Below are 12,016 nucleotides of genomic sequence, written 5' to 3' on the forward strand. Positions count from 1 at the left end.
TTTTTGTATTTCGAATAAAGAGTAAGTCTAACAAACATAAAGAATCAAGTCATTTTATATGATTGGCAAAAAATTTCTTTGTATACCTGCACAAGTTTCACAGTGAAACCAAAAAAAAAATTAATTTTTTTTCATAATTTCTTGTACATTATTGCTTCATTTTGAAGCATGTTAAGAAGGTACGAAAAAGTTGAGAGGAGTTTTTTCATGGACAAAGATAAACTAAATGGTGCTTTTAAAAACTCAGGTTCTATGCAACAAACGTCACAAAAGCCACAGTCTAATCTAGGGAGAGAAGAGATCTCTCTAGAATTAGCTGAAATGGGTAATTTAAAACCTAAGCATGAACCCATGACTCCGAATCAGCGCAAAAAGAGTGAAACAGAAAAGACGTATTTATAAAATTGATAATACGTAAAAAACACTCTCAGTCATCTTTACAGATGATTGGGAGTGCTTTTTCGAATAACAATTGGTTTTAGAAAAAAATTAGCATATCTTATTTTCGATCAATTAAAGTTTGAAGCATACTTTTTAGTTCTCCAACTTCTGTTTTAAGTTGTTGGATCTCACTAGTATCTTCTTTAATTTCATTCGTTTCCGACTCAATTTCATCAGTAATCTTTTGCGCATTATTGACAATTTCTCCGACAATCAAGTTAATCATGATAAACGTTGCGATTACAATAAAGGATACAAAATAGAGCCATGACCATGGTACTACCTCAAAAATGGGACGAAAAATCCCACTCGCCCAAGATTCCAATGTGAACACTTGGAACAATGTAATGAATGACAAACCCAAATCGCCAAAGTATTCTGGCTCAACTTCCGCATAAAAGAATGTCCCGATTACAGCGTACACATAAAAAATAATTGACATCAGTACCATTACACTAGTAATGGTAGGTATCGCCATAAAGAGAGCAGTTACAATTCTGCGTAGTGAAGGAACTGTCGTTATCGTTCGTAAAACTCTTAGAACTCTAAAGATCCGAAGAACACTAATAAATGATGATCCGTATAAAATCAAACTTCCCACAACTATGATAAAATCGAAATTATTCCATCCATTTTTAAAAAAGCTCGTTCTGTATACCATAAGTTTTAATAATAATTCAACTGAAAATAAGCTTAAAATAATAATATCGAGAGTCACGAGCCATGACCCGTATTGATTTTCAATGCTTGGATATGTTTCTAGTCCCACTAATAATGCATTGACTAAAATTAACACTGTAATAAAGTGATTAAACTTGGCACCCTCAATAAGGCGTTTGATCTGCTCCATGATAAAATAGTCGACTCCTTATTGTTCATTAAAATTATTCATATCATTTAATATAGATTATTGATTGTTAGTGTATTCTACCATGAGATTGAACTTGCCTATTAAATTTTAACAACTTGAATTATTCTTTAAAGTAACATTGAATCAATGTCCTTCATAAATTTATTCTATATATGTCAAAAGGACACCCCAATAATCTGTGGATTATTGGGGTGTCCTTTTGACATATAGTTGTTTACATTTAGGCTAAAAACCTCTTCTGCTAATTTTTATACGACTAGTTGTTCATTCAAGTGAGTAATGATTTTCTGACGATTATTAACAACAAATTTGTACTCTTCTCCACTTTTCACTACAACCGATATTCCATTAGGTACGATAAAGAATGTATTTCGTTTGTCTACTTCCTTAATATCGCTAATATTGATCGTTAATGGATTGCTTTGTACATTGATTTTATGAGGAGTAAAGATAATTTCTGTATCAGTAATTTTCATTTTCCCACCTACTGATTCCAGTCCTCTAAATAAGTTTGCAGCAACATTAAACTGTTCTTGGTTGGTCTCATGTATAGTCATACGTGTTTCCTCCATTCATCTGTTTATTGTTAATTGTTAATTGTTAAATTATCTCATATTTTTCACTAAAAAGGAAACTTACAACTGATTCCCCATTTTCTCATCAAGCAGTTTAAATACTCTTTTCACTTTTTCTATTGGCAGAGCCGCATACTGATCGCCAATACTTACTTCGTAGGAACAGTCCACATCACTTGATTCTCTTAAATAACTAGTTAATCCAATAGATGTCTCCTCATATATTTCAATTAATATGGGTTCAATTTTCTCTCTAGATGCATGGAAATGAACGTGGAACATATTCGACACTGGCTGAAGTGGCTTAGTCGATACGCCTTCGCATGAGTTGAAAAGCTCAGCAAGTTCTTTCGCATTTTCGTAATACTGTCCCATTTTATGTGAGTGCTGATCAAAATAGTAATTCGCACTGATTATGTAAGGATACAGGCTGATTAAGTCACCACCGTGGCGTCTTTTCCAAACTTTCGATTGCTCGGTAAAATCACGATCACCTGCAAGAATTGCTCCTGCGATTCCACCAATTCCTTTGTAAACCGACACGTAAACGCTATCAAATAGGCTGCAAATTTCAGCTGCTGTTTTTTGGTAATAGGGTACAATTTCGAGTAGACGAGCACCATCTAAATGCAGCTTAATGCCCTTTTCACGACAATAACTTGAAATCTGTTCAAGTGTTTCGTATTCAGGTAATTGACCACCAATTTCACGTTGAGGCAATTCGAGCAGTAAGCAAGCAATTTCTTCTTCCATACTTATCACGTCTTGCAATTCAATAACGCGACTCTCATCGGCTAGCAACACTGGCTCAATGTGATGTAATTCCTTTAGCCCATCTTCTTCATGAATCTCTAAATGACATAATGGATGATACGCAACTTTTTTAATACCCTTTTTATCACACCAGATGCGTAACGCGATTTGTTGAGCCATTGTTCCACTTGGGAAAAATACGGCCGACTCTTTTCCTAAATACGCAGCCATTTTGTCTTGGAAATCTTCGATAACTTTCCCTCTACCGTATATATCACTTCCGAGTTCTCCATCTACTTCTTGAAATGCGTCTTTTAGTAATTGAATTTGTCTTTTCCCATGACCTGCCACCTGATACTTCGTTTGTATAAACGCTTCTAATAAAGGATCCTTTTTATTCATCTGAATTATGACCTCCATCTTTCAATTAGGTTACAACAATAGTATTCAAAAGACTAAATAAAATAACACAAAGAAAAAGAAAGCAACACTTCCTGCGACTACAAACAAATGCCATACTGCGTGATGATATTTAAAACCTCTCCACACATAGAATACTGATCCTAATGTATATAATAGTCCACTACATACCAATAAAATCAGCGCTTCTTTTGATAGATTTTCAATTAGTGGATTCCATGCAAATATAATAATCCAACCCATTACTACATATAGTACGGTCGATAGGACAATAAATCTTTTTACAAAAAAGGCTTTAAACACTGTGCCAGCTATAGCTAAAAACCATATGATTCCAAACAAAACCCAACCTAAAGCACCTTGAATGACTAACAACAAAATAGGCGTATAGCTCCCAGCAATATAAAAATAGATGGCTGAGTGATCTAAAAATTCAAAGAAATCTTTTGCTCTGCCATTTGGAAAACTATGTAGAAGTGTTGATGACATATACAAGAACGTCATGGTAACACCATAAATAATGAATATGACAATATCCCAACCATCGCCTTTCATAGAGGCGAAAACAATGAGAAGGACTAATGCTGCTATGCTTAATATGACGCCAAGTCCATGGGTGATGGAGTTGGCAAGTTCTTCTCCTCTTGAAAAATCTTTATCTATTTTTTTAATGGTTACTACCTCCATTACATTCATAATTGATGAATGTATATACTAGTTAAACGCTCATTATTCGGTTCTTTGTTATGAATTTCTATACGTATATTATTTTATCACAGTGGCCATCGTGCTATATCCTGAAACCCCCAGTACCGAAGTCCTTTTGTTGTTAAACATGAGTTATGGGTTTAAATACGAGTAGACTATTGTTTATGAACCCATTCAAAAAGCACCTCCCTCTATGGAAGGTGCTATTATCATATTTACATTTAACATCCGCTTAGTCCGTCACTTAAGGAGGTGTGTAGTAGTATGTCTTCACTTTACACAATGATGCATTTTATTCTATTTCCACATCATTCTCTTCAGCTAAGGTAGAAAGTTTCTTTTGATAATCTCTAATCATTTTCCTAGCATCCGTTAGTTTGCCATTAGCTTCGTTGATTTTCTCTGAATCTTGCTCTTCTAGTGCAGTAATTATTGTTAGAAAAGCGCTGTTTTGGAGGTTTGCCGCTTCAATATAAAGTTCATGTATTTCATTTAATTCATCGGTTTTTACTTCAATCTTCTCTAAATCATCGATAAAATCTCCATATTTCGGTATTACTTCATCAAATATTGTGTAATACATCGTTTCGTCATCAATATAGTTGGGTCCTGAAACACTTTCGTACAATTCGATTGCCTCAAGTTCTTGCTCAGCAAGTGCCGGCAAGCTGTCATTAATATACGTAATCAAATCATCCTGTACAGGGTTACTTCCACAACCCACTAACGTAGACATCAATAACAAAAACACGACTAATACCTTATATTTCATCAACATCCCCCTTCTACAATTTCATATTATTCTTCAGGTAATCAATGTGGAACTGTCGGCATGAGATTTCCCCTAATAATCAATGGACATGCTGAACATTTTTTAAAATTAACCACAAGAAAAACCGTGCAAAGTGCGCCCGGTCCTTTTAAGAAGAGTAACCTTAGTAGCCTGTTGATTTCCGCTACGGTGGACGCTTTTCGCGGGCATGGCTTCAGTCTCCTCGTCACTGCAAAAACATATGCTCCTGCGGTTACTCGTCGCAAAGATACTGGCTTTGGCTAGTATCTTTCCTGCGGGGTCTTCAGCTCATGCACCTGCGCTTCAATCAACTAATATAGATGGCAACTACGATTATAGGTTGGTTCTATCTCTAGCTTATCTTAGAATGATTTATTCGTGTCTTCGCAATAAGCAATTGATAGATTTTTTTGATGGTTACTACTCACTTCATGGATTGTAGTGGAAGGCGGCGGGAAAAGCATATGCTCCTGCGGTTACTCGTCGCAAAGATATTGGACGAATGACAGTTCGTCCAATATCTTTCCAGTGGGATCAGCGGGACAGGTGAGACCCCGCAGATCGCGAAGCGACCGAGGAGGCTCACCGCCCGCCCCGCGGAAAGCGTCCGCCTAAAACGGAAATCAACAATATTAATGAATCAATCTTTTTGTCCAAAACGCCTGAAATACTGGATTTATGGAACTAAAATTATATACTTTGTCTTTTAAAAAACGCCAAGTTGAACTACATCTTCCTGGCATTTTATAAAACCAACGTATATAAATAACAGATTGTATGCTACTGTCGTTATAAACAAAAAATTTAGATTTTTTATTTTGGAGGTAGACAAAGTGGAGAGAGAATTTATTAAAATCTGTAAACAATCATTCAATTCCGATCAAATAACGTCCAGCGAAAATGAATTATATCGCCATAGCCATGATGAATCACATCATCCCAGTGTAGAACCTGATCTTGTCTTTTTCCCTGAGAGTGCTGATGACGTTGTAAATATTGTGGGGATTTCTCGTCAATTTCAAATTCCCATAACTCCATTTGGTACTGGGTCTGGCCTTGAAGGTCAAGTGATTCCAGTAAAAAAGGGGATTTCTGTTAATTTCGAGCGAATGAATCAAGTGATTAAATTTTCACCAGAAGATATGCTTGTTACGGTTCAACCAGGTATTACTAGAATGGGATTGAATAGTATCATTAATAAGCATGGGCTATATTTCCCCATCGATCCGGGTGCGGACGCATCAATTGGCGGCATGGTTGCAACAAACGCTAGCGGTACTACTGCAGTTCGATATGGCTCTATGCGGGATCAGTTGCTTGATCTCGAAGTCGTATTAGCAAATGGAACTGTTATACATACAGGTACAAAGGCAAAAAAATCTTCTTCTGGCCTACATTTAACTGGCTTATTTGCTGGGTCTGAAGGCACGCTTGGGCTGATAACGGAAATCACACTTAAACTACATGGTATTCCGGAGCATACCATTGCGGCCACATGCACTTTTGACACTCCTCGGGCTTGCACTGAAGCTGCTCATGCGATTTTATTGAGTGGTATCCCTATTTTGCGCATGGAATTTGTTGATGCTTTAAGCATTAGTTTTGTGAATGCATATGGAAGTTACGGTTTACCAGAAAAACACTCTCTGTTCTTTGAATTTGCTGGAATGCAGAAAGCAGTAGAGGAAGAAAGTCTACTTGCCGAAGGTCTATTAAAGGATATGGGCTGTGAAAACTGGGCAATTGCATCCGACTCCGGAGAACGTGCACGGTTATGGAAAGCCCGCCATGAAATGTCTTACGCATTTCGTCATATCAAAGGAATGACGTCAACTGGAGGAGACGTTTGTGCACCTATTTCTAAACTTCCTCATCTAGTTGATTATGCAAGGGAACTTATAGCCGAAAGCGGCTTAACGGGCGGCATATTTGGGCATGTTGGTGACGGTAATTTCCATACCATCATTATGTATGATACTTCTAGTACAGATGAACTCGCTAAAGCTGAACAGATTAATGGGAGACTCGCTGAAAGAGCCATTGAACTAGGGGGTACATGTACTGGAGAACATGGAGTCGGAATAGGAAAAAGGAAATATCAATTTGCTGAACACGGTGCGGCACTTGAAGTTATGAAAAGCATGAAGCAATTGTTCGATCCAGAAAATTTACTAAACCCAGGTAAAATTTTTTTATAAGTAAAACCCTCTAAAACATTTAATAATTAATATATTTTTTATTGTTAAAAATCCAACATCATCTTACATGTTGGATTTTTTCCTTATGCTATTGTCAGTTTAATCTTTCGACATTTATTATTTTTCGAAACATTTTTACTTTTGTCGATTCTGAAGTATTCGGATAGTTGGGTCACCCGAACATTTCGTGTATTTAGCTCGTGATAAATTCTTCTGCTATTCCGAAAAGAAACATATTGGTCTCTCTCGTTTTGAATCAGCTCTTCATCGAAGAAGTACGTTGTTTTAAATTCTTTCATGACACTAATCCCCTCACGTTTTGTTTAATTGATTACTCCCCGAAAAGCCAGGAAATTTCGTCTTTTCAAAACCTTGGTATTATTCTTACGCATATTTCTTGTTTAAATGCCCAACATAAGTGGTATGTAGAGTAATAAGAAACAATTAATGGAGGGATTACTTTGACAGTAAAACTAACAGTAGAAAATGCAGTACAAGCGAAAACAGAAATTGAAAAATTAGAGGCACAAGGATTTACACATGATGATATTTATATATTTGCACACGACAAAGATCGCTCGAAACATATAACAGATGCTTTGGATACGGAAAATGTCGGTATGAAAGAGCAAGGCTTTCTCGTCAGCATGAAAAATATTACAAGTTCTCGTGGTGACGAATTGCGCACTAAAATGGCTTCGGTCGGTTTAACCGTTCAAGAAGCGGAACAGTATGAAAAAGAACTCGATAAAGGGAAACTTGTTCTTATCGCACACAAAAAATAATAAATGAAATCGAAAAGGACATCTCGCGGCAAAAGCCTGAGATGTCCTTTTTCGTTATGAATGCGATTTCGAATCACAATAGTACCCTCCTTTTGAAGAATTGAGTAAATATTTCATCACATATAAAAATGGAATCCCGTAGCTATCTAAGCTGCTGGTTTCCATTTCACATTTATACAAACGTCATTATGAATTATCTTTACAAAGATTGCTGTTTTTAAGCATAGGGGAACGATGCTATGGTTATTCATCACGGTCATCATCATAATCATCTCTCTGTGCAATCTTAAGAAGGGAAAGAAGTAAAATGTGCTCATTCCTTATGCAATTTCAGAAAATGATTTAAATCACCTTCACTACATCATAGTGAAAATTAGTCGAAATAAAACACCTCCCGTTATGGAAGGTGCTCTATGATTTGTAATCTATTTCATTAAATCTTTAATTCAATCTTCGCATCTGCTTTAAGCTTTTCAACGTGAGCAGCGAAAATTTCTTGTTGTTGTTCTTGTTCAAGAATTCCTTTGATTTCCACTTTTGCTTCTTCCAAAGGAGGTATTTCTTGTTTAGCTTCTTTTGCTTGAGCTACAGCTTGATCATAATATTCTTGAATTTGTTTATCTGTAACTTCTTTCGCAGGAGCTACTTTGTCTTGATATTTACCAAAGACAATAGAGTCAGCAATTTGTTCTTTCAAAGTCTCTATATCCATTTTTTGTGCTTCAAGAGCTTTAGCCATTCCTTCTTCTCCACCAAATTGTTCTTCATATGTTGCATACTCTTTATTCACTTCTTCTTCTGTAGCAGTCAATTTAGCTTCAGCTGCTTTTTGGCGAACCAATGTTTGATTAACTAGAGAATCAAGCGTTTGTGTTTTTATTTGTTCAGCCGCTTCTTTGCTTGTTGGATCTTGACCCATTTGTTGCATTTGACCTTGTATTGACATCAACGCTTGATTATATTGATCCCCTGTAAGTTCTTCTTCATTTACAACGGCAACAGTTTCACTCTTATCTACTTGTTGCTCATCTAGTTTAGCCTGCATTTTCTTAGCATCTGCTGCAGCTTCTTTTTCAGTTGGTGCTTTAGCACTTTCTTCTTTAGTATCTTTTGCTGCTGTTTCTTGTTTTGGTGCTTCCTCTTTTGCTGCTTTATCCTCATCACCACAAGCTGCCAAACTTAATGTTAATGCTCCTGCTGCTAATGGTAGTAATATTTTTTTGAATTTCATATCAATGTTAACCCCTTTCAAATCTTAACTTCTCTTTTTTAATTAAAGCCTAGTGTGCATCTTAACGAATATTGTCGAAAAGTGAAACCAATAGCCCTCCAAGTCATCAAATTGACATCTGTTTGTCATGTTGGGAAATTGAATTCATTACAGAAATTCGGTTTCGAACTAGCTTCCAATTAGATAACCTTCAGTTATGCCTAAATCCTTTTATCCACTGTTGAAATGGTTTAAATCAAAAAATCCAGCAAGTAGTAATTGCTGGATTTTGACGATTTTTATCAAGATATTATGAACTCAAGTACTATTTTAGCTGTTAATTTCTTTACCTTCATAAAGCTTAACTTCTATTCTAGCTGCTAAATATTGTGGGGCTTTACTCGCAAATGCAGTAAAGTGATCGCTCTTATTATGATTTTCTACAGCCACCATATCTTCCCAAACTTCAACCATCGTATAGACGCTTTCTTTTTCTGTATCTCTCATTAAGTCATATGCCACATTGCCGTTTTCAGCTCTAGAAGCTGCAATCAATGGGTAAATTACTTCTAAAAATTCAAGTTCTTTGTCTGCTTGCAAATGAAAACCAGCGTGAATAATAATCATCGTATGTTCCTCTTTTCATTAAATCTTGAATAAGTTACATTCTCTTTATTTCCATTGTGTGATGGACTCTACAGGAAGACGGACTGATTGGTAACCCATATCTTTGGCTTTACCAATTGAAATAAGCATCACAGGATAGTAACGCTCTTTATCCATGTCAAAAGCTTCTGCAATTTGATCCTTTTCATAGCCACCGATTGGATTCGTGTCATATCCATGTGCTCGTGCAGCTAGCATCAATTGCATGGAGACTAAACCAGCATCGATTAAATTCATATCCTTCATTTGTTCAGGCGTCAAAGTGCTGACTAACCCTTTAATAGCCGGTAACTGAATATCTCTTACTTCAGCAGGCATATACCCTGCATCCACTGCTAGTCCGTAAATTTCATCTGCAAAATCAAGACTATTCATATCAGCAAATACAGCAATCATTGCTGCAGATGTCGATACTTGAGTTTGGTTGAATTTTGCTAAAGGTGCTAATGTAGCTTTACCTTCTGGACTGTCAATGACAACAAAACGCCACGGTTGTAAATTTACAGACGAAGGAGCAAGCGTTGCTTTTGTTAGTATTTCAGTCATTTCTTGTCGACTGATTTTTACGGTTGGGTCATAATTTCGGATAGAGCGGCGTCCTGTTACGATTTCATTAAAGTCATTTACTAGTGTTTGATTCATTTGTTATTCTCCTCTATATCTAATGTCATTTGTTATTCTTAATCGTTTGGATCAATATTTTTAACATTGTCTTGAATTCGAGTAAGCATTTCCAAAAGCGATGAACGTTCCATTTCATTAAAGCCTGCTAAGACCTTAGAAATGAATCGCTGTTTCTCGTCTTGGTAAGCAACTATTCTTTCACGACCTTCAGCTGTAAGTCGAACAAACGTAAATCGATTATCCGCGGGATTCTTACGTCGTGTAATCATTCCCTTTTCTTCAAGCTGCTTTAAGTGTCTAGTTACAGCTGCATGATCTATGTTTACTTCTTTTTGTAAATCCGTTTGACTAATTTCATCCACTTTAAATAGCTTGTTCAAAAGATCTAAGCGTGACTGACTGATTCCCGTACAGCGCTCAAACTTCGGACTTGTTTGCTTACTTATCTCGTATAGTCGATACACAATTTTTCCTTCTTCAGAACATGAGTTGGACAAAAAATTCACCTTCTCTCAGGTAATTGATGGGTCAATCATTGACCCGTCAACTAATATATAACACTGGATACAATAAATCAACTAATTGAATCGTGGTCGGATTTAAATTAATATTTCATAGAGAAAGACTTTGCTATTTATATTAATATCCTAAAAGAACCAACAACTATAAAGGACGTTGTTGGTTCTTTTAAGGTATGCAATTGTAGAATATATCCAAATTGTAAGCGAGTACAATTCATTTAACGATGCACCGTTTGATAGCTTTTTCTATCAATGGGTGGTGACCACGTTTTCAAGAACTGAATGGTGCTTTTGCGTCCACTCTCCATCAGGGCAGCTTTCGTTTCCTGACTTAAATCAAACTGGGTTGTACTCGTATCATCCACTGGAATGAAAATAATATCTTTTTCATGTTTTCGAGAAATGTACTTTTCATCATGAGCATTTTGCATAGTTGAAAAGAGTGCTTCGAACAAATTCAATCCGTTGTTGATTAAATGTGCTGGCGAATCCTTATGCCCACGGCTAATCTTCATGCCTAGAACTGGTCGTTGTCTCTTCCCATTTGGTTCGTCAAACAACCACATTGGAAAGTTGCTCAATACCCCTCCATCTACTACAATTGTCTCCCCATAACCCACTTTCAATTTAACTGGTTCAAAGAAGAATGGAATTCCACAACTCATACGTAAAGCACGTGCAAGAGGAAAGGTGTTTGCAGATATCCCAAACTGGGCTAAATCATCAGGAAGAACTAACATCTTGCCGTTCGTTAAATCAGAAGCAATTAGCTTCAACTTGCCGTCTGGTAAGTCTCCAAACGTATAGACTCCTTTTGATGTCAGCTTTTCCATGAACCACTTCTCCAATGCATTGCCTTGATATAAACCCATTCGCCAATAAAGTAAAAACCATTTCAACACCGGTAATGGAAGGATGGTTTTACGCGGGTCAAGAAGCGTTTGAAAATCTTGGTCATTCAACATTTCTTCAATTTCTTTACCTGTATAACCAGCAGCTATGAAACAGGCAAGAATGGCACCTGCACTTGTTCCCGCTACACGATGAAAGCGAAAACCCTTCTCCTCTAACTCCTGATAAGCCCCAACCAATGCAAAATCTTTCAATCCACCACCTGAAAACACCCCATCAATTAACATGCATAACGCTCTCCCTTTTCTTAACGTTATTACACTGTAGGAGGTTAGAAAGAAAATTAGAACTCCCTACTTAACAAAAGGTCACTTAACTTATTCAAAAAATCAATTTGCTGTTGCAGTTGAGTAGTTCTTTTAGTCGCCATAAAACATTTTAGCGACTAGTTTCATAGTAAAATGGAGAGCTAGTTACGTTGATTAAAAATTACCAGTTCTTTTAAAATCTCAAAAACGGCCGAGGTACACTCGGCCGCTTTTGAGATTTCTATAAAGTTTTCACAACCCTCCTGACAAGTAGTTAAGGAGAGAACACAA

The 12,016-nt window shown here is 36.5% G+C and carries 13 protein-coding genes; 3 read left to right on the forward strand and 10 right to left on the reverse strand.

Annotated elements, in window-relative coordinates; all coding sequences use genetic code 11:
• The first annotated feature begins 207 nt into the window (after window positions 1-207).
• Entirely contained in the window at window positions 208-402 is a 195-nt protein-coding gene (locus ACFPYN_RS04525) for a hypothetical protein (RefSeq protein ID WP_377732801.1), read from the forward strand.
• A gap of 97 nt (window positions 403-499) precedes the next feature.
• Here the strand turns inward: ACFPYN_RS04525 and ACFPYN_RS04530 are convergent, their stop codons facing one another.
• The 5 genes from ACFPYN_RS04530 to ACFPYN_RS04550 all read right to left on the reverse strand — a co-directional run bounded on the left by ACFPYN_RS04530 (window position 500) and on the right by ACFPYN_RS04550 (window position 4,540).
• Window positions 500-1,291, reverse strand: a complete 792-nt coding sequence (locus tag ACFPYN_RS04530; RefSeq protein ID WP_377732803.1) for an ion transporter — start codon at window positions 1,289-1,291, stop codon at window positions 500-502.
• 269 nt (window positions 1,292-1,560) lie between these two features.
• On the reverse strand, window positions 1,561-1,869 hold the full coding sequence (locus ACFPYN_RS04535; protein ID WP_377732805.1) for a GRAM domain-containing protein: 309 nt from the start codon (window positions 1,867-1,869) through the stop codon (window positions 1,561-1,563).
• A 78-nt stretch (window positions 1,870-1,947) separates the two neighbouring features.
• Entirely contained in the window at window positions 1,948-3,042 is a 1,095-nt protein-coding gene (locus tag ACFPYN_RS04540) for a threonine aldolase family protein (RefSeq protein WP_377732807.1), read from the reverse strand.
• Between the two features lie 45 nt (window positions 3,043-3,087).
• Window positions 3,088-3,756: a PAQR family membrane homeostasis protein TrhA gene (gene trhA / locus ACFPYN_RS04545; RefSeq protein ID WP_377732809.1), complete on the reverse strand. Its 669-nt coding sequence runs from the start codon at window positions 3,754-3,756 to the stop codon at window positions 3,088-3,090.
• A gap of 304 nt (window positions 3,757-4,060) precedes the next feature.
• Window positions 4,061-4,540 (reverse strand): hypothetical protein, encoded by a 480-nt coding sequence (locus ACFPYN_RS04550; protein WP_377732811.1) that lies wholly within the window; start codon window positions 4,538-4,540, stop codon window positions 4,061-4,063.
• A gap of 854 nt (window positions 4,541-5,394) precedes the next feature.
• Here ACFPYN_RS04550 and ACFPYN_RS04555 point away from each other — a divergent pair.
• Window positions 5,395-6,759: an FAD-binding oxidoreductase gene (locus ACFPYN_RS04555; protein WP_377732813.1), complete on the forward strand. Its 1,365-nt coding sequence runs from the start codon at window positions 5,395-5,397 to the stop codon at window positions 6,757-6,759.
• A 461-nt stretch (window positions 6,760-7,220) separates the two neighbouring features.
• Complete coding sequence (locus tag ACFPYN_RS04560; protein WP_377732815.1) at window positions 7,221-7,544, forward strand: general stress protein; 324 nt, start codon at window positions 7,221-7,223, stop codon at window positions 7,542-7,544.
• Between the two features lie 433 nt (window positions 7,545-7,977).
• On the opposite strand, the gene ACFPYN_RS04565 is transcribed toward ACFPYN_RS04560, so the two are convergent.
• The 5 genes from ACFPYN_RS04565 to ACFPYN_RS04585 form a co-directional block, all read right to left on the reverse strand.
• Window positions 7,978-8,775, reverse strand: a complete 798-nt coding sequence (locus ACFPYN_RS04565; protein WP_377732817.1) for a SurA N-terminal domain-containing protein — start codon at window positions 8,773-8,775, stop codon at window positions 7,978-7,980.
• Window positions 8,776-9,084: 309 nt separating this feature from the next.
• Entirely contained in the window at window positions 9,085-9,381 is a 297-nt protein-coding gene (locus tag ACFPYN_RS04570) for a putative quinol monooxygenase (RefSeq protein ID WP_377732819.1), read from the reverse strand.
• Between the two features lie 45 nt (window positions 9,382-9,426).
• The gene (locus ACFPYN_RS04575) at window positions 9,427-10,062 is read right to left on the reverse strand and encodes a nitroreductase family protein (RefSeq protein ID WP_377732821.1); all 636 of its coding nucleotides are present in this window, start codon (window positions 10,060-10,062) and stop codon (window positions 9,427-9,429) included.
• A gap of 38 nt (window positions 10,063-10,100) precedes the next feature.
• A complete protein-coding gene (locus tag ACFPYN_RS04580) occupies window positions 10,101-10,541 on the reverse strand; it encodes a MarR family winged helix-turn-helix transcriptional regulator (RefSeq protein ID WP_377732823.1) in 441 nt (146 codons plus the stop codon).
• Window positions 10,542-10,783: 242 nt separating this feature from the next.
• Window positions 10,784-11,704: a patatin-like phospholipase family protein gene (locus ACFPYN_RS04585; RefSeq protein WP_377732825.1), complete on the reverse strand. Its 921-nt coding sequence runs from the start codon at window positions 11,702-11,704 to the stop codon at window positions 10,784-10,786.
• Window positions 11,705-12,016 lie beyond the last annotated feature (312 nt).

The sequence above is a fragment of the Paenisporosarcina macmurdoensis genome (genome assembly GCF_042658845.1).
In the GTDB taxonomy this organism is placed as follows: domain Bacteria; phylum Bacillota; class Bacilli; order Bacillales_A; family Planococcaceae; genus Paenisporosarcina; species Paenisporosarcina macmurdoensis.